This is a genomic window from Stenotrophomonas sp. YJH_SMC_73, assembly GCF_059370155.1.
In genome coordinates, this window is sequence record NZ_JCAFTJ010000003.1 from 374,019 (window position 1) to 391,426 (window position 17,408).

Here is a 17,408-nt window from a genome sequence, read left to right on the forward strand (position 1 = left end):
ACCTGCTCGTGCGTCAATGCCTCCGTTTCCCGCGGTCCCATCCAATCGTTCTGGTCTGGGCCGCCGCACTGTTCTTCGCCACGATTGGAAACATTGCCCTCTGGAAGACGCTCTGGGGGCTGATCGATCTCAACAGCCTGCGCCGCATGTTGTTCCTGGCCAGCCTGCCGCCGCTGCTGTTCTGCCTGTTCAACCTGCTGCTGACGCCACTGCTGGCACTGCCATTCCTGCGCAGGCCGCTGCTGGTGCTGCTCGTTGTCGTCAGCGCCGCCTGCAGCTACTTCATGCTGCACTACAACGTGCTGATCGACCGCAGCATGGTGCAGAACGTGTTCGAGACCAATCAGGCCGAACTGAACGCCTATCTGTCGCTGGCGCTGCTGTTGACCCTGCTGGCGCTGGGCGTGCTGCCCGCTGCCGGGCTCGCCCTGGTGCGCACCACCAGCGGGGCCGGTTCGATACGTTCGCTGCTGGTGTGGCCGGCCAACGTCCTGGCGTCGCTTGTGGTGCTGCTGGTGATCGGCTTTTCGTTCTACAAGGACTACTCCTCGCTGCTGCGCAACAACCGCTACATCCGCGACCAGGTACTGCCGTTGAACGTGGTGCGCCATACCCACGGCTACCTGAAAAGCCTCTACAGCACCCGCCAGCAACCGTTGCGCCCGATCGGCACGGACGCGCGGCGCGTTCCGGGCCCGCGCCCGAAGCTGGTGGTCATGGTCGTCGGCGAGACCGCGCGTTCACAGAACGTCCAGCTCAACGGCTACCCACGCGCGACCAATCCCCGGCTCTCGCGCAAGGATGGCGTCATCAGCTTCAGTGATGTTTCCTCATGCGGAACCGCAACGGCGATTTCGGTACCGTGCATGTTCTCGCAGATGACCCGCCAGCAATACGACGACGTCCGCGCGGCGACCGAGGAGAACGTGCTGGACATCCTGCAGCGTACCGGCGTCGGCGTGCTCTGGCGCAACAACAACAATGGCGGCTGCAAGGGCGTGTGCGAGCGCGTGCCGACCGAGGACATGCCCGCACTCAAGGTGGCCGGCCAGTGCGTCAACGCCGACGGCACCTGCTATGACGACGTGCTGCTGCATCGGCTCGGCGCACGCCTCGACGCCATCCATGGCGATGCCCTGGTCGTGCTGCATCAACTCGGCAGCCATGGGCCGACCTACTTTGAACGGTATCCCGCAGCGTCGCGGGCCTTCAGCCCGACCTGCGACAGCAACCAGATCCAGCACTGCAGCAACGAGGCACTGGTCAACACCTATGACAACACCCTGGTGCATACCGACCAGGTGCTGGCGGAGACCATCGACCTGCTGCAGGGCTATTCGGACCACCGCGACGTTGCGCTGATCTATGTCTCCGACCATGGTGAGTCGCTCGGCGAACGCGGCATGTACCTTCACGGCACGCCCTACTTCATCGCCCCGCGCGAACAGACCCAGGTGCCGATGGTGATGTGGCTCTCAACGGAGTTCAGCCGCAACGCGGGCCTGGACATGGCCTGCCTGCGTGGGAATGCGCTGCGCCGCGCCTACAGCCACGACAATGTCTTCCATTCCCTGCTGGGCCTGTTCGGTGTCAGCAGCAGCGTGTACCAGCGCGATCTGGATGTCTTCGCCGGCTGCCGGGCGACGACCGGCGCGCCGCTCGCCACCGCGCCGGCCAAGCGGCACCGGCTGATGCCGGTCACCGCCCGGAACGTGGCGCGTTACTGTGCGGCCAGGGCGAAATCCAGGCCGGCGCATACCGCCGCCACCTGGGCGTCGTTGCATTCCTGCGGGTTGGTGCGCGGGCTGTCCGGGTAGACCTCGGTGGTGGTGGCAAAGCGTGCATCGGTGAAGCCGGCGCAGGCACCAATCGAACGCGATTCGCCCCAGACCACGCCCGGCGACTGCAACGGCAGGCCGACCAGGTTGCCCTCGGCGTCGGCCGGGGCGATATGGGTGACCGGGGCGACGGCGGCGATCAGGGCCTTCTGGAACTCGGCCTGCGGATCCTCGCTGTTGCCGATCACGTAGAAGCCGTCCGGAATCGTGTCGCGCTCGAACGGCTTGCCGTCGCGGGCGCAGCGGGCCGGATCGAACTCGTGCAGGTCGCTGTCGGTGGTCTCGTGCAGGTCCAGGTGCACCAGCAGGTTCGGCTTGCGCTCGGCCACCCAGCGCATCAGCGCGGCGGCTTCCTCGATCTGGCCGCCGTCACGGAAGCTGCGGTTCGGGTCGATGGCATCCGGGTTCCAGCGCTGGATGCGCTCGTAGCCCCATGGGCTGACGCACGGCGCCACGATCAGGTTCAGCCGGCCCAGGTAGCGCTCGGCCTGCTGTTCCAGGAACTGCAGGGCGCCATGCACGCCACTGGTCTCATAGCCGTGCACGCCGCCGGTGACCAGCGCGGTCGGCAGCGCCGGGTTCCAGTCGTGGTTGACCACGGCGAACAGCGGGTAATGGTCCGGCGCGTAGTCCAGCTGACCGTACTGGATCACATCGAAGCTGTCGTCCAGGCGTTCAAGCGCGGCCACCACATCGTCGTGGTAGCTGCGCTGGCGCTGCTGGCGGGCCCGCCACTGTGCGCGTTCCGCGTCGCCCCAGGGCTGTCCGGGGGTGCCGATCGGGTAGAACTGCGCAACAGTCATTGGGGAACTCCAGGGGTCGAACGGATGGGTGCAGCCGGACATTCTAAGCCTTGTCGCGCCTGCGGGCCCCTCCCCCCGGCCCCGCCTTCATCCAGGCCGGGTCATCTGGTTGTAAAATCAACGGTTTTTGGCCCCTCACCCCTTGATGGCGAACGCAGCGCAGCCGGTCCTGGGTGGACCGGAGTTCCTCCGCCTGCTCGCCCGTCTCAGCGACGGCGCGATGCCGGCCACCAGTCCCGCCCTGACCGATCGCCTCGGCCAGTGGGTGGACTGGAGCCGCGCCGTGGCCCTGTCCGGGGCGCTCGGCGGACGCCTGCCCGAGCCCGGTGAAGCCGCCGAAGCGCTCGAGGATGTGCTGGCCGACTGCGCGCAGGCGCACGCCAGCCTGCTGGCCTCGATCAGTGAGGATGCCGAAGCCGAGCGCCTGCTGGACCTGGCCGAAGCCGCCGCTGTACCCAACTTCGCCTCGCTGCGCCAGCGCTATCGGGTGCTGCAGCAGGCCATCCAGACGGCCACCGGGCGCCTGCGCGGCCGCCTGCGCGACCAGCTGGTGCAGGTTTCACCCGAGCTGGCGCGGCTGGCCGAGGTCGATGCGGTGATGGAACAGACCCTCACCCCGCGCGAGCACAGCCTGCTGGCCACGGCGCCGGCGGTGCTCGGCGCCCGGTTTGAACGCGTGCACGGCCAGCCCGGCTGGCGCGCGGCCTTCCGCCATGACATGCGCACCCTGCTGCTCGCCGAGCTGCAGCTGCGCTTCCACCCGATCGAAGGGCTGCAAGACGCCCTGCGCTCCCACTGACCGGAACACCATGTCCAGAACTGCTTTCCATGTCGTTGTTTTCCTTGTCGGCCTGCTGGCCGTGTGCTGGATCGGCATTGGCTACGTTTCGGTGCATCCGCTGGGTGCAGCGGTGGCGGCGATCATCGCGGCCTGCTACATCGCCGGTGGCGTGGAGCTGTATCGCTACCGCCAGGCCAGCAACGGCCTGCGCAGCGCGCTGAACGACCTGTCCAGCGCGAAGGAAAGCCTCGCCGCCTGGCTGGAACGCGTGCCGCTGGGCCTGCGCAACGCCGTGCGCCTGCGCGTGGAAGGCGAGCGCACCGCCCTGCCCGCACCGGTGCTGACCCCATACCTGGTTGGCCTGCTGGTGCTGCTGGGCATGCTCGGCACCCTGCTGGGCATGATGGACACGCTGCGTGGCACCGGCCTGGCGCTGCAGAGTGCGACCGACATGGCCGCGATCCGCGGCTCGCTGGCCTCGCCGGTGCAGGGCCTGGCGGTGGCATTCGGTACCTCGATCGCCGGTGTGGCCAGCTCGGCCATGCTCGGCCTGCTGGCGGCACTGCTGCGTCGTGACCGCCTGCAGGCCGTGCAGCAGCTGGACCGCGCCATTGCCGGCGAGCTGCATCCGTACTCGCAGGCCTGGCAGCGCGCCGAATCGCTGCGCCTGCTGCAGGCACAGTCTGCGGCGCTGCCGGCGCTGGTCGACCGCCTGCAGGCGATGACCAGCATTTTTGAACAGCACAGTGCGGCCGCCAATGAGCGCCTGCTGGCCGGCCAGGTCGAGTTCCTGACCCAGAGCCAGGCCCTGCAGGAACGCCTGGCCGTCTCGCTGCAGCAGTCGCTGCGCGAAGGGGCCGAAGCCAGCGCCGCCGCCATCGGTGGTGCGCTGCAGCCGATGGCCGAAACCACCCTGGCTGGCCTGGCCCATCACGGCGAAGCACTGCATGCCCGCGTCGAGCAGGCCGTGCAGCAGCAGCTGGCCGGCCTGAGCGAGGGTTTCGAGCGCAGCCGCGTCGCCACCGAGGCCAGCTGGGCCAAGGTGGTGAGCGAGCAGACCCAGGCACAACAGGCGCTGGTCAGTGATCTGCGCCAGCACCTGCAGGCCTTCAGCGATGGCCAGGGCACGCACGCCGAAGCACTGGTCGCGCGTCTCGGCGAGCGCCTGCAGGCCGATGCCCGCGGCAATGCCGAGGCATGGCGCGCCGCCGCCGAACAGCAGCAGGCACTGAACAGCGCGCTGGTCGAACGCCAGCAGCAGGCGTTGCTGGCCTCCAGCGAGCATCTGGACGCGCGCGCGCAGGCGCTGCTACAGGCGCTGGAGCAGCACCACAGCACCAGCCAGGCGCTGCTGCAGGACCACGAACTGCAGCGTTCGCAGCAGTGGCAGGCCGCGCAGGCCGCTGCCGCGGCCGCGCACGCCGAACTGCAGGCTGGCCTGGACAGCCGCGAGCAGCAGCGCCAGGCGCGCTGGGACGCGATCAACGCCGAGCTGCAGCAGGCCCACGCCGCGCTGCAGGCGCAGCTGCAGGCCGGCGACGAACAGCGCCTGCAGCGCTGGAGCGAAGCCTTGCAGCACGTTTCCAGCGACCTGACCGAGCGCCTGCAGGCCAACGGCGAACACCTGGCCGCGCAGCAGCAGCAGGTCTGCGACACCCTGGCGGCCACCGCACAGCAGATCGGCGAGAACGGTCGCGCGCAGGCCAGCGCCACGCTGGCTGAAGTGTCTACCCTGCTGCAGACCGCCGCGGCCGCTCCGAAGGCTGCTGCCGACGTCATCAACGAGCTGCGCAGCACGCTGTCCGAGAGCCTGGTGCGTGACAACGCGATGCTGGAAGAGCGCGGCCGCCTGCTGGCCACCGTGCAGACCCTGCTGGATGCGATCAATCACGCTTCGCACGAGCAGCGCACCGCTGTGGACGCACTGGTCGGTGGCTCGGCCGAGCTGCTGGAGCGCGTTGGCAATCGCTTCACCGACCATATCGCCGCAGAGACCGGCAAGCTGGATGGCATTGCCGCAGCGCTCAACGGCAGCGCTGCCGAAGTGGGCCAGCTGGCCGGCACGTTCGGCGAAGCGGTCGCGCAGTTCGGCAGTGCCGCCACCGAGCTGTCCGGCCGCCTGGAACAGATCGGCGGCGCACTGGATGCCTCGCTGGCCCGCAGCGACGAGCAGCTGGCCTACTACGTAGCCCAGGCGCGCGAGGTGGTCGACCTCAGCCTGCTGTCGCAGAAGCAGGTGATGGAAGAACTGCAGCAACTGGCCGCGCGCCGCGGCAAGGCCGGCAGCGCATGAGCGACGAGCTGGAGGTCGACGGCGGTTCGCATGCCCCGATCTGGGCAGCCTTCGGCGACCTGATGTCGGTGCTGCTGGGCGCGTTCGTGCTGATACTGGTCGGTGTGGTCGCCGTGCAGCTGGAGCTGTCGCAGCGACTGGACCAGGAAGTGAAACAGCGCCAGGCCGAAGCCAAGCGCCTGCAGACGCTGGAGCAAGCGTTGGCTGGACCGCTGGCGGCCGGCCGCGTGACGCTGGTGGATGGCCGCATCGGCATCAGCGGCAGCGTGCTGTTCGCGCTGAACTCCGACCAGCTGCAGCCGGAAGGCCAGGAGCTGCTGCGCAGCCTGGCCGCACCGCTGGCCGCCTACCTGGGCAGCCGCGAAGAGATCCTGATGGTCAGCGGCTTCACCGATGACGCGCCGGTACGCGAAGGCAACCGGCGTTTCGCCGACAACTGGGAGCTGTCGGCGCAGCGCTCGCTGACCGTGACCCGCACCCTGATCGCCGATGGCGTACCGGCTGACGCCGTGTTCGCCGCTGCGTTCGGCAGCGAGCAGCCGGTCAGTTCCAATGCCGATGAGGAAGGCCGCGCACGCAACCGTCGCGTCGAGATCGCGCCGATTCCCAAGCCCAAGGCCCCGGATGCCAAGTAAGTCGCCAGCGCTCGAAGGCCTGCGCGCACTGGTGCGCGACCTTGATGCAGGGTCGCGCTCGCTGCCGCATTACCCGCAGGTGCCGATGCTGCAGCAGGTGCAGCGCGAGTGGACGGAGCTGCGCAGCGAACTGCAGGTGCGCCGCTCCCTGCGCACAGAGGCCCCGGCTGACGGCGGCCCGCTGAACTCGGCGGTGCTGGTGCAGCGCATGCTGGACACGATGCAGGCCACCAGCCCCGGCTACCTGCGCCACTTCATCGACTACGTGGACATCTTGTCCTGGCTGCAGGCACTGCAGGATGGCGCCGCCAGCGGTGCGGATAGCGCAAAGCCGAAGCGCACGCGCAAGCCGCGCCAGACGCCGAAGGAGTAGCGCCGGCCGCTGGCCGGCAGCTACGCATCTCCGCGCGGGTCATGGGGTTGCCGGCCAGCGGCCGGCACTACCATCGCGGGTGCTCTGTGCGCCGGAACACGATCTGCGCTGCGCTTCGGTTCTGCCGTGGTACTGCCGGCCGCTGGCCGGCAGCTACGCGTCTCCGCGCGGGTCATGGGGTTGCCGGCCAGCGGCCGGCACTACCATCGCGGGTGCTCTGTGCGCGGGAACACGATCTGCGCTGCGCTTCGGTTCTGCCTTGGTACTGCCGGCCGCTGGCCGGCAATTGATTGATGGCCGCAGGTCCATGGGGTTGCCGGCCAACGGCCGGCACTACCATCGAGGGTGCTCTCTGCGCCGTAGCGCGATCTGCGCTGCGCTTCGGTTCTGCCGTGGTAGTGCCGGCCGCTGGCCGGCATCACACCCAGTCCGACCACGCATGCGGATACTCGCCAATCTGCCCAGCAAGACCGGCGCGTACCGGATTCCCCAGGATGTACAGCGCTTGCCGCGCCATCGACTCCTCGGCCCTCACGGCATGATCGAAGTAGCCGGGCTGCCACACCGTACTTCGACGGCCCGCCAAGCGATTCAGGGCAAGCGCGCTCGACGATTTCATCCGGCGTGCGATGTCTGGAAGGTGGGCTGCGCGCAGCTCGAACATCCAGTGGACGTGATCCGGCATGACGACCCATGCGTGTGACCGTACGAGCCCGCGCTGCTCGATGTAATCGAACTGGTCGATCACACATGCTGCTGCAGCTTCGCTTTCAAAGAGCCGGCGGCGCTGATGCGTGGTAGTTGTCAGAACGTAGACCTGGCCGATGATCGAGTGACGGCCCAGGCGGAGGCGATGGCTGCTCATGCCCCATGGCGGGTCGATCATTGGGCGTTGGCTGTCGGGCCATGCCTCGACGGGGGTTGGGAGATGTCTGAAGGTGAATGAGGTTGCCGGCCAGCGGCCGGCACTACCGGGGGCCGTAGGTTGCCGGCCAGCGGCCGGCACTACCATTGCCGGCAGGCGGCCGTCGGGGTTCAACCGCGCAGGGTGGCGCCGCCGTCGACGTACAGGTCGCTCATGGCCACGTGCCCGGCCTGATCGGAGAGCAGGAACATCACCGAGTGCGCGATGTCCTCGGGGGTGGCCAGCTTGCGCAGTGGAATGCCGGCCTTGTAGGTCTCCAGGCTGCCGGCGATCACCCGCTCGGCACCGTGCTCGTCCTGCCACATGCCGGTCTGCATCGGGGTCAACGTCGATCCCGGGGCGACGATGTTGCAGCGGATTCCCAGCGGCGCCAGCTCCAGCCCGAGGCAGCGGGTGAACATGGTGGCGGCGGCCTTGGATGCCGCATAGGCGGCCATCCCGTGTCGCGGCACACCGGCCGCATTCGAGCTGACGGTAACCATCGCGCCCTGCCCGCGCGGCGACATCACCCGCGCCAGGGCACGCCCGACATGGAACACGCCGTCGGTGTTCACCGCGAACACCCGGCGCCAGTCGTCATCGCCGGTCTCGGTCACGCCGCCCACATGCAGCACACCGGCCACGCTGGCGGCCAGCATGATCGGCCCGATGCTGGACTCGACCCGATCCACCAAGGCGTCGACGGCCGCACTGTCGGTCACGTCAAGAGCAAACGCCTGCACACGTGCATCCGCGAACATGGGTGCCTCGCGATCGGTCGCCACCACGGTGCAACCGGCCGCGGCCAACAGCCGTACCAGTGCCTCACCGATGCCCCCGGCGGCACCGGTCACCAGCGCCACACGACCTTCAAAACCGGTCAATTGCATGTTGCGGTCTCCTGTTGCTCGTCCCAGTGGCGCAACCGCGCCGACAACCACGGTGCCAGCTGCGCCACCGCATCGCGGCCGGTCAGTTCGGCGTGCAGGAACGGCAGTTCCAGTGCCTGCACCTTGCGCGCGTGGCTCCGCCACAACGCCGACTGCAGCTGTGGCCGCGCCTGGTGATCCCGGCCAGCGCGGACGTGCACCAGCGTGCCCTCGAACGGCCGGTGGATATGTTCACGGATCAGCCGATTGGTACCGGTCACCGCGCGCACCACGCCGTCAAGCACCACATCCGGCAGGCTGCCCAGTGCACTCCCGCCGCGACGCAGGAACGCGAGTATGCGTTCCCGGCTGTCCAGTACCGGATGCGCATCCGGGTCGTGGCCGGCAATCGCCAGTAGTGCCCGCAGTGCGGCGATGGCGTCCGGTTCAGGCTCGGCCCGCCAGCACTCGCTGGGATAGGCGTCCAGCAACACCAGTTCGCCGACGTCGCGGCCGATCTCATGCAGCCGCACCGCCATCGCCTGGGCGAGGATGCCGCCCACCGACCAGCCCAGCAGATGCACCGGCCCCTTCGGCTGCAGTGCGACCACGCGCTGTACGTAGTCGTTGGCCATCGCCTCGATGCTGCTCGGCAGTGGCAGCCGCGCGTCCAGTGCCGGCGACTGCAGGCCATACACCGGGCGGGCTGGTTGCAGTGCCCGGGCGAGCGTGCGGTAGTTCCAGGCGATGCCACCGGCCGGGTGCAGCACGAACAGCGGCGTGGGCCCGGCAGCGTCGGTTGCGGCCAGCGCGATCACCGGCCCCAGCGCGTGATCGGCCAGCGTGGGTGGCGCGGCAATACGAACCGCCAGCGCGGCCACGGTGGGCTGGGCAAACAAGGCGCCCAAACCCAGATCGCAGCGCCAGCGCTGCTCGATCGCCAGCAGCAGGTGCACCGCCGACAGCGAGTCACCGCCGAGACTGAAGAAGTCCGCATCCACCGCCACCGGCGCCTCACGCCCAAGCGCCTGTGCGAACAGCAACGCCAGCTCCTGTTCCAACGGCGTGCGCGGCGCCAAGCCGGCAACTTCACGTTGCGGTGGCTTCGGCAACGCATTGCGGTCGAGCTTGCCGTTGGCGGTCACCGGCCAGTGGTCCACACCAACGATGGCCGAGGGCACCATGTAGTCCGGCACACGCGTGGCGAGGTGGCTGCGCAGCATTACGGCATCGGCAAGCGCGGTCGGCACATAGGCCACCAGACGCGCTTCGCCGGGAGCATCCTGGCGTAGCAGCACTTCCACCCGCTCCATGCCCGGCAGTTCGCGCAAAGCCGCCTCGATCTCGCCCAGTTCGATGCGCAGGCCGCGCAGTTTCACCTGATGGTCGCTGCGGCCCAGGTACTCCACCGCACCATCGCGGCGCCAGCGCGCCACGTCGCCGGTGCGGTAGATGCGCTCGCCCGCCAGGAAAGGATCGGCAAGGAAGCGTTCGGCGGTCAGATCGTCGCGACCGAGATAGCCGCGTGCCAGCTGCACGCCGCCCAGGTACAGGTCACCGGCCACACCGACCGGCACCGCCTGCATCCGGGCGTCCAGCACGTACAGGCGGGTGTTCCAGACCGGGAAGCCGATCGGCACCGGCCGCGAGCGATCCTGCGCTGACGCCGGCCAATAGCTGACATCTACTGCGGCCTCGGTCGGGCCGTACAGGTTGTGCAGTTCTGCGCGCACGCGCGCATGGAAGCGGTCGCGCAACGCAGCGTCCAGCGCCTCGCCACTGGTGAATACGCGGCGCAGCTGCAAACCTTCGGAGGCCGGCGCAGCGAGGAAGGCGTCGAGCATCGACGGCACGAAATGCGCGGTGGTGATGCCATGGCCCCGGATCAAGCGCGCCAGTTCAGTGGGATCGCGATGCGCATCGGGCCTGGCAACCACCAGCGTTGCCCCGCACAGCAGCGGCAGGAAGAATTCCCAGACCGAGACATCGAAGGTGGCCGGGGTCTTCTGCAGCACGCGGTCATCGGCGCCGATGCCGTAGTGCTCGCGCATCCACAGCAGGCGATTGACGATCGCGCGGTGTTCGACGACCACGCCCTTGGGCTCGCCGGTCGAACCGGAGGTATAGATCACATAGGCGGCATCGCTGGGCGCAGGATCCGCCCATGGCGCTGCAAAACTCAGCGCGGTCCACTGCTCCGGCGCGAGCACCGGCACACCGGCCATGCGCACCGATACGTCTGGCGCAGCCAGTACGCACACCGGCTGCGCCGACGCAAGAATACGTGCCAACCGCTCATCGGGATGGGCAAGGTCCAGCGGAAGATAGGCCGCGCCTGTGCGTAGCACCGCGACCAGCGCGAGCACCAGTTCCAGCGAGCGCGGCAATGCCACCGCGACTACGCTGCCCGGGCCGACGCCCATGCCGCGCAGTTGTGCGGCAAGCGCAAAACTGCGTGCTTCCAGCGTTGCATAGTCGAGCGTAGTGTCGCCGAACACCAGCGCCGGCGCGTGCGGATCCCGATCCATGCCCTGCTGCAGCAGTTCAACCAGGGTAGTCTCGGGAAGCGCATGCGCGGTGGCATTGAAACCGTGCAGCACCTGCTGCGCCTCCTCAAGCGTCGCCAGAGGCACGGCTGCGATATCGTCAGCCTGCAATGCTGCCGACACGAAATGCAGCAACCGCGCTGCATGCGCCTCGACATCCTCGCGACTGTACATCGCGGGATTGGCCTCGATCTCCAGATCGAGAAGGTGCTGGCCATCGCCACGGAAGCCCAGTGTCAGATCATCCACCGGCCCGGTGCACAGCACCTCCAGCGTTGCCTGCGCGCCGGCCAGCGCCAGCGGCTTGTAGAACGGCTGCACATTCACCAGCGGACCGTGCAGGCGCTGCTGCGCGCCGACCAGCCCCAGGTCCCGGCGCAGCTGCTCACTGCGGTAACGGCCATGCTTGCGACCCTGGCTGAGCTGCCGGCCCAGGCCGCGGGTGAAGGCCTCGACGCTGCCCTCGCCGGCCGCTACGCGCAGCGGCAACACGTTCATCACCATCGCCGGCACCCGCGCCGACGCGTTGCCGAGCCGGCCCATGTAGGGCACGCCCAGCACCACTTCATCGGCGGCGCTCATCCGCCGCAGGTACTCGGCCGCCAGCGCGGCCAGCACATCCGGCCAGGGCTGCAGCCAACGTGCCGAGGCCTGCAGCAGCTGCTCACGGAAGGCCGCATCGAGCGGCTGCACCCAGCGCAGCGCATCGTCGCTGGCCGCCACGGTACCCGCCAGGCCCACGCCCGCCGGCGCCCCCTGCAACTGCTCGCGCCACCAGTGCCCGGCCTGCGCACGACGCGGGTCGGCACGATAGGCGGCGTCATCCGCCAGCACGCCCGCCAGCCCTGGCAGCGGTTCAGCCATGCGACCGGCATGCAACGCGCACACGCGATCGGTGAACAGCGCCATGCCGTAGCCATCGGCGGCCAGATGATGCACGCGCAGGTACCAGACCCAGCGCTGCCCGCCCAGGTCAAACAACACCTGCTGACTGATCCGGTCACGGGTGGGATCGACCGGGCTCAGACGGTCGGTGTGCATCAGGTTGCGTGCCGCAGCGGCGGGATCCGCCGCGGTGGAAACATCGCGCACCGAAAGCAGCGGCACGTGTGCCGGGTCATGCCACTGCAGCGGCTGGCCATCGGCCCCTTCGGCAAAGCGCAATGCGAAGGCCTGGGCCTCGCCTGCAGCCTGGTCTGCCGCTGCAATGAACGCGGCCACGTCCAACGGGCCGTCGATCCACACCGCGTGCGCGGTATTGAATGACGGATTGTCCGGTGCCAGCCGCTGTGCGAACCACAGTCCGGCCTGGGCCTCGGTCAATGCCACCGGTGTGGCCAGCGCAGCGGCGTTCATGCGTTCTGCGCGGCCTGCAGTTGCTGCACCACAGCCCACCACTGGCGCAGCGTGGTGTGCTCGGCCAACTGCGAGAACTCCAGCGGCAGGCCGGTGTTGCCCCAGGCCAGGACCAGGCCGAGCATGCGCATCGAGTCCAGGTCCAGGTCGATCAGGTTGTCGTCGTCACCGATCTCGGCCGGGGCACATTCCAGCACGCGCGCCACGTCGGCACGCATCCGCTCCAGATCCAGCACCTCACCCGTGGCGGCCATCACAGCACCTCCAGCAACTGGTCGGTGGTCATCGGTACGCCACAGGTGCGGGCAATCCAGTGCAGGGCCTGATCGTGGTCAGCACGCGAGAAATCCGCTACCGCATCGGCCGCGATGAACGCCTCGATGTCGCGCTGGAAGGCTTCGACCACGGTGGCCGTGCAGCCTATATGCGCATACACGCCAGTGACCAGCAGCTGGTCGCGTCCACGCACCCGCATCAGCGTCTCCAGGTTGCTGCGCTGGAACGCGCTGTAGCGGTGCTTCACCAGCACGTGCTCGCCAGGCTGCGGTGCCAGTGCCTCGATGATTGGTTCATGGTCGGCGCTGCGACGCATGCCTGGTCCCCACAGGTCGGCCTGCAGGCCACGGTCACGGCGGTCCTGGTCGCCATGCTGGGCGGTGTAGAACACCGGAATGCCGTGCGCGCGGCAATGCGCCAGCAGCCGTGCGATGTTGTCCACTGCCGGCCGCAGCGGTGCGTTGCCGGCCTCGAATGCGGCCAGGAAATAGCGCTGCATGTCGTGCACCAGCAGCGCGACACGATCACGCTGCGGGCGCCACGGGCCGCGCGCCTGCGGCAGTTCGGCGGCAGTCGGCAAGGGGTAATCGGTGATACGGGGCAGCGCCATCAGCGCGTTCCTCCTGTCTGTTGCAGATGACGCGCACGCAGCTGCGCGCGCAGTTCGCGGCGGCTGATCTTGCCGACCGCGGTGGTATCGAAACTGTCGACGAACACGACCTGGTCGGGCACCTTGAACGCGGCCAGGCCGCGCCCGCGCATCCAGGCCTTCAGTGCCGGGGCCTTGATCGGCTCACCCTGCTGGATCACGAACGCGCAGCTGCGCTCACCGAGATACTCGTCAGGAATGGAGACCACGGCGGCGTCGAACACGCCGGGGTGGGCCAGAAGGTGATCTTCGATCTCCTCGGCGGAGATTTTCTCGCCCGCCCGGTTGATGTGGTCACCGGCACGGCCCTGCACCACCAGGTAGCCTCCGGGCAGCTGCTGCACGCGGTCGCCGGTGCGGTAGAAGCCGTCGTCGGTGAACGAACGCGCATTGGCCACCGCATCGTTGTGGTAGCCACGGATGGTGTAAGGGCCGCGGGTCAGCAGATGCCCTACCTCGCCTTCCGGCACCGGCTGGTCATGGTCATCGACCACGCGCACCTCGTCGTCCGGGCTGATCGGCCGGCCCTGGCAGGCTACGATCAGTTCTTCCGGATCATCCAGCCGTGTGTAGTTCACCAGGCCTTCGGCCATGCCGAACACCTGCTGCAGGGTGCAGCCCAGGCCGTCAATCACCCGCCGTGCGGCTTCCGGCACCAGTTTGGCCCCGCCTACCTGCAGTACCTGCAGGCTGGACAGGTCGTGCTTGCTGGTGGCGGCGGCCTGTGCCCACAACAGCGCCAGCGGCGGCACCAGCCCACAGCAGGTCACTTGCTCACGCGCGATCAGCGGGAAGGCCACGTCCGGCCCCGGACCGGGGCTGAGCACCACGCGGGCACCTGCATACAGCGCGCCGAAGAAACCGGGCGAGCTCATCGGGAAGTTGTGCGCGGCCGGCAGCGCGACCAGGTACACGCTGTCGCGGTCGATGCCGCAGAGGTCATTGCTGGCACGGAACGAGTAGATGTAGTCGTCGTGGGTGCGTGGAATCAGCTTGGACAGCCCGGTGCTGCCGCCGGAGATCTGCAGGAACGCCACCGACTGCGGGTCCGGGTCGGCCGGCAGCTGGTTGCGGTCTCCCTGCAGCGCCTCGAGCGCGGTGAACTCTGCTGCATCGCCATCGATGACCACGTGGCGCAGCGCCGGCACCTCGGCCTGCAGCGCCCGCGCCAGCCCGCGATGATCAAAGCCATCGTGCAGGTCGGCAGTGATGTAGGCACTGGCTTCGGCCTTGTTGGCGAAGTGCACCAGCTCGGTGATGCGGTGCGCCGGCAGCGCGTACACCGGCACCAGGCCGGCGCGGAACAGCCCGCATACGGTGGCGATGAACCCGGCGGTGTTGCCCAGCTGTACCAGCACCCGCTCACCGGGTTGCAGGCCGAGTGCCAGCAGTCCGGCACCGATGCGACCGGCCTCGTGCCACAGCTGCGCGTAGCTCAGGCGCACATCGCCAGCGACCACGGCGATGTCATCAGCGTAGCGTTCCGCACGCTCACGCAGGAACGCCGGGAAGGTCTCGCCGCGCCAGTAGCCCGCCTCGCGATATCGCGCCACCAGCGCATCGGGCCATGCCTGCTGCAGTGGCAGGCGGGAAGAAACAGTGGGCGTGTTCATGCAGCAGGCTCGATGACGGGCGCGGCGTCGTGGACGCCCAACGCGTTCAACAGGGCGGCAAACTTCGCCGCGGTTTCGGCGACCTCGGCCTCGGGCTGCGACTGGGCAACGATGCCGGCGCCGGCGTACAGGCGCAGCTGCGTGCCCTGCAGGCGTGCGCAGCGGATCGCCACATACCAGTCACCATCCCCTTGCGCATCCAGCCAGCCGACCGCACCGGCGTAGAAGCCACGCGGCACCGGCTCAAGCTCGCGGATACGCTGCAGTGCCGCCAGCCGGGGTGTACCGCAGACCGCCGGCGTTGGATGCAACTGCGCCAGCAGCTCGGCCGCCGATGTCTGCGGATCCTTCAGGGTGGCGTGGATGCGGGTGCCGAGATGCCACATGCTGGCGGTGGCATGCAGCACCGGGCGCGGCTGCGCATCGATGTGGCTGCAGTACGGCGCCAGGCCCTCGATGATGGCCTCGACCACGTGGCGGTGCTCGTCATGGTCCTTGTTCGAAGCCAGCAGCGCCTGCGCGGCGCGCTCGTCCTCGGCGGCATCGGCACTGCGGCGCGCGGACCCGGCCAGCGGGTGCGACAACAGCTCGGCGCCACGCTTGCGCAGCAGCAGCTCCGGTGTTGCGCCGACCAGCCAGGCCGGTGCGTGCCCCGGTTCAACCGGAAGCGGCACCGCATAGGTCGCCACCGAGGGATCCGCGCCCAACCGCGCCAGCAGCACCTCTGGAGACAGCGCATGGCGGCTGTGCGCCAGCAGGCTGCGCGCCAGCACCACCTTGTGCAGGTCCTGGTCGGGCGCGCGCAGCGCCTTCACTGCCTCGGCAACCGCGGCTGCATAGTCCTGCGCTGCGGGCTCCGCCTGCAGCGGGCCCTGCAGCGCCGGCGCCGCCCGTGGTTGCAACGGCAGGGCCGGCAGCAGGCGCTCGGGCTGGTACAACGCGTCGTCGGCACGCGGTTCGAATGGCACCGCACCGACCAGCAGGCCCGGACCGCCACGCTGCTGGGCGAAGAAGGCCGCAACGCGCTCCGCCAGGGTTGCCAGCGCGCCACCCGGCAGCGCGAGGCGGCAACCGCGTGCGTGCACATGCTGGCCGGCATGCTGCAGCAGGAACAACGACGCGTCGTCAGTGCTCTCGAGCGGCGCGGGCGCAGCCTCCGGCCACGCGCCCTGCATCAGGGAATCGTTCATGGGGTCTCCTTCATCCGATGCGCTGCAGCCAGCGCGCACAGCAACAGCAGCAGCGCGCCGACCAGCAGATATGGCAGGCTGGGCCCGCCGCGATACAACAGCGTGCCGAGCATCGGCCCGGCCACCATGCCCAGCCCCTGCGCGGCAGAGACCGTGCCCGCTGCGGCACCCTGCTCGTGCGCTTCCACCGCGTCGGCGGCCAGCGCCTGGAACGAGGGGAATACGAAGCCCATGCCGAACGCGGCCAGCGCGTACGCCGCCGGCAACTGCCAGCCCTGCTGCACGCCCGCCACCGAAGCAAAGCCAATGCCGGAAATCAGCGCGCCGAGGATGATCCAGCGGCGCGGATGCACCTCCAGCTTCATCACCAGCGCCTGCGCCAGGATCAGTCCGATGCCGACCGCGGTCAGCGCGATGCCGGCCATGCCTGCACCAGCGGCAGCATCCAGGCCCAGGCGATCAATCGCGAAAAAGCCCACCGTCACCTGCGCGATGGTCACCGAGACCATGGCGATGAGCGCCGCCAGCTGCGGCAGGCGCAGGCGCGGGTCGAGGCGGCTCATCGGCGCGCGGCGCTGTGCGGACGCGCCAACCACCGGCGGTGTAGCCGGCAGCCGCCAGGCCAGCAATGCCAGTGCCAGCAGCGGCAGCAACGCGGCCACGTACAGCGCCAGCGAAAGGTTGGTATAGGCAAGCCAGCCGGCAGCGGCCGGCCCGAGCACCATGCCCAGCGCATTGGCGCTGCCCAGGCGGGCGAGGAATTTCGCACGTTGGCCGGTCGGTGCCTTGTCGGCGATGAGCGCGGCTGCGGAAGGCGGCACCGCCGCGTAGAACAGGCCGATCAGGCCTCGCGCACCGACCAGCACCAGCACCGATACCAGTACCGGCGGCACCGCCTGCAGGGCAACGTCGATGAACACTGCCAGCGCGATGTAGACCACGGTGTAGGCGCTCATCGCCAGCATCAGCACGCGCTTGCGGCCGATGCGGTCGCTGAGCTGGCCCCATGGGCGCGCGGCCAGCATCCACAACGCGCCCGCGGCGGTGACCGACAGTCCGGCATGCCACTCGGACAGCCCGAGCATGCGGACCACCGGACCGATCACGGCGACGAAGGACATCATCGCCATGGTGCCGATCAGGGCGGCCACTACCAGCGCCGGCAAGCCGGGAACGACGGGACGTGCGTGCATGGAACACCAGCCGTAACAGGAAGGGATCGCCGGGCGCACCTGCGCCCCGCCCGGCGCCGGCCCTGCTCAGGACCGGACGCCATCCTCAA

At 69.0% G+C, this 17,408-nt stretch carries 14 protein-coding genes; 5 read left to right on the forward strand and 9 right to left on the reverse strand.

Annotated elements, in window-relative coordinates; genetic code table 11:
* Nucleotides 1–8: 8 nt before the first annotated feature.
* The gene (locus tag AC5P8R_RS07055; protein ID WP_495223194.1) at nucleotides 9–1,817 is read left to right on the forward strand and encodes a phosphoethanolamine transferase; all 1,809 of its coding nucleotides are present in this window, start codon (nucleotides 9–11) and stop codon (nucleotides 1,815–1,817) included.
* Here AC5P8R_RS07055 and AC5P8R_RS07060 read toward each other — a convergent pair.
* On the reverse strand, nucleotides 1,721–2,641 hold the full coding sequence (locus AC5P8R_RS07060) for a M14 family metallopeptidase (RefSeq protein ID WP_142234867.1): 921 nt from the start codon (nucleotides 2,639–2,641) through the stop codon (nucleotides 1,721–1,723). The two genes, AC5P8R_RS07055 and AC5P8R_RS07060, sit on opposite strands and share 97 nt — an antisense overlap.
* 145 nt (nucleotides 2,642–2,786) lie before the next feature.
* Here AC5P8R_RS07060 and AC5P8R_RS07065 point away from each other — a divergent pair, with 145 nt between their 5' ends.
* The 4 genes from AC5P8R_RS07065 to AC5P8R_RS07080 are packed head-to-tail and all read left to right on the forward strand — an operon-like array spanning nucleotide 2,787 to nucleotide 6,723.
* Nucleotides 2,787–3,440, forward strand: coding sequence for a DUF3348 family protein (locus AC5P8R_RS07065; protein ID WP_014647411.1), 654 nt, complete (start codon nucleotides 2,787–2,789; stop codon nucleotides 3,438–3,440).
* Between the two features lie 10 nt (nucleotides 3,441–3,450).
* On the forward strand, nucleotides 3,451–5,715 hold the full coding sequence (locus AC5P8R_RS07070) for a DUF802 domain-containing protein (RefSeq protein WP_495223195.1): 2,265 nt from the start codon (nucleotides 3,451–3,453) through the stop codon (nucleotides 5,713–5,715).
* On the forward strand, nucleotides 5,712–6,350 hold the full coding sequence (locus AC5P8R_RS07075; RefSeq protein WP_014647413.1) for an OmpA family protein: 639 nt from the start codon (nucleotides 5,712–5,714) through the stop codon (nucleotides 6,348–6,350). Before AC5P8R_RS07070 ends, AC5P8R_RS07075 begins: the two co-directional genes overlap by 4 nt.
* A complete protein-coding gene (locus AC5P8R_RS07080) occupies nucleotides 6,274–6,723 on the forward strand; it encodes a DUF2894 domain-containing protein (RefSeq protein WP_495223196.1) in 450 nt (149 codons plus the stop codon). The genes AC5P8R_RS07075 and AC5P8R_RS07080 overlap by 77 nt, the downstream gene beginning before the upstream one ends.
* A gap of 418 nt (nucleotides 6,724–7,141) precedes the next feature.
* Here the strand turns inward: AC5P8R_RS07080 and AC5P8R_RS07085 are convergent, their stop codons facing one another.
* The 8 genes from AC5P8R_RS07085 to AC5P8R_RS07120 form a co-directional block, all read right to left on the reverse strand.
* Entirely contained in the window at nucleotides 7,142–7,588 is a 447-nt protein-coding gene (locus tag AC5P8R_RS07085) for an REP-associated tyrosine transposase (protein WP_329857509.1), read from the reverse strand.
* 170 nt (nucleotides 7,589–7,758) lie between these two features.
* Nucleotides 7,759–8,517, reverse strand: a complete 759-nt coding sequence (locus tag AC5P8R_RS07090) for a 2,3-dihydro-2,3-dihydroxybenzoate dehydrogenase (RefSeq protein WP_014647416.1) — start codon at nucleotides 8,515–8,517, stop codon at nucleotides 7,759–7,761.
* On the reverse strand, nucleotides 8,508–12,398 hold the full coding sequence (locus AC5P8R_RS07095) for an enterobactin synthase subunit F (RefSeq protein ID WP_495223197.1): 3,891 nt from the start codon (nucleotides 12,396–12,398) through the stop codon (nucleotides 8,508–8,510). The genes AC5P8R_RS07090 and AC5P8R_RS07095 overlap by 10 nt, the downstream gene beginning before the upstream one ends.
* Complete coding sequence (locus AC5P8R_RS07100; protein ID WP_075077147.1) at nucleotides 12,395–12,652, reverse strand: phosphopantetheine-binding protein; 258 nt, start codon at nucleotides 12,650–12,652, stop codon at nucleotides 12,395–12,397. The genes AC5P8R_RS07095 and AC5P8R_RS07100 overlap by 4 nt, the downstream gene beginning before the upstream one ends.
* Nucleotides 12,652–13,284: an isochorismatase family protein gene (locus tag AC5P8R_RS07105; protein WP_134808983.1), complete on the reverse strand. Its 633-nt coding sequence runs from the start codon at nucleotides 13,282–13,284 to the stop codon at nucleotides 12,652–12,654. Before AC5P8R_RS07105 ends, AC5P8R_RS07100 begins: the two co-directional genes overlap by 1 nt.
* Entirely contained in the window at nucleotides 13,284–14,936 is a 1,653-nt protein-coding gene (locus AC5P8R_RS07110; protein WP_495223198.1) for a (2,3-dihydroxybenzoyl)adenylate synthase, read from the reverse strand. The genes AC5P8R_RS07105 and AC5P8R_RS07110 overlap by 1 nt, the downstream gene beginning before the upstream one ends.
* Nucleotides 14,933–16,126, reverse strand: coding sequence for an isochorismate synthase (locus AC5P8R_RS07115; protein WP_014647421.1), 1,194 nt, complete (start codon nucleotides 16,124–16,126; stop codon nucleotides 14,933–14,935). The genes AC5P8R_RS07110 and AC5P8R_RS07115 overlap by 4 nt, the downstream gene beginning before the upstream one ends.
* Complete coding sequence (locus tag AC5P8R_RS07120) at nucleotides 16,123–17,319, reverse strand: MFS transporter (RefSeq protein ID WP_495223199.1); 1,197 nt, start codon at nucleotides 17,317–17,319, stop codon at nucleotides 16,123–16,125. Before AC5P8R_RS07120 ends, AC5P8R_RS07115 begins: the two co-directional genes overlap by 4 nt.
* Nucleotides 17,320–17,408 lie beyond the last annotated feature (89 nt).

Bases quoted from the DNA above. Each gene is read 5' to 3' on its own strand.
- AC5P8R_RS07060 (WP_142234867.1), bottom strand. From the start codon at position 2,641: ATGACTGTTGCGCAGTTCTACCCGATCGGCACCCCCGGACAGCCCTGG.
- AC5P8R_RS07115 (WP_014647421.1), bottom strand. From the start codon at position 16,126: ATGAACGATTCCCTGATGCAGGGCGCGTGGCCGGAGGCTGCGCCCGCG.
- AC5P8R_RS07080 (WP_495223196.1), top strand. From the start codon at position 6,274: ATGAGGAAGGCCGCGCACGCAACCGTCGCGTCGAGATCGCGCCGATTC.
- AC5P8R_RS07120 (WP_495223199.1), bottom strand. From the start codon at position 17,319: ATGCACGCACGTCCCGTCGTTCCCGGCTTGCCGGCGCTGGTAGTGGCC.
- AC5P8R_RS07070 (WP_495223195.1), top strand. From the start codon at position 3,451: ATGTCCAGAACTGCTTTCCATGTCGTTGTTTTCCTTGTCGGCCTGCTG.
- AC5P8R_RS07095 (WP_495223197.1), bottom strand. From the start codon at position 12,398: ATGAACGCCGCTGCGCTGGCCACACCGGTGGCATTGACCGAGGCCCAG.
- AC5P8R_RS07085 (WP_329857509.1), bottom strand. From the start codon at position 7,588: ATGAGCAGCCATCGCCTCCGCCTGGGCCGTCACTCGATCATCGGCCAG.
- AC5P8R_RS07075 (WP_014647413.1), top strand. From the start codon at position 5,712: ATGAGCGACGAGCTGGAGGTCGACGGCGGTTCGCATGCCCCGATCTGG.
- AC5P8R_RS07110 (WP_495223198.1), bottom strand. From the start codon at position 14,936: ATGAACACGCCCACTGTTTCTTCCCGCCTGCCACTGCAGCAGGCATGG.
- AC5P8R_RS07105 (WP_134808983.1), bottom strand. From the start codon at position 13,284: ATGGCGCTGCCCCGTATCACCGATTACCCCTTGCCGACTGCCGCCGAA.
- AC5P8R_RS07100 (WP_075077147.1), bottom strand. From the start codon at position 12,652: ATGGCCGCCACGGGTGAGGTGCTGGATCTGGAGCGGATGCGTGCCGAC.
- AC5P8R_RS07090 (WP_014647416.1), bottom strand. From the start codon at position 8,517: ATGCAATTGACCGGTTTTGAAGGTCGTGTGGCGCTGGTGACCGGTGCC.
- AC5P8R_RS07065 (WP_014647411.1), top strand. From the start codon at position 2,787: ATGGCGAACGCAGCGCAGCCGGTCCTGGGTGGACCGGAGTTCCTCCGC.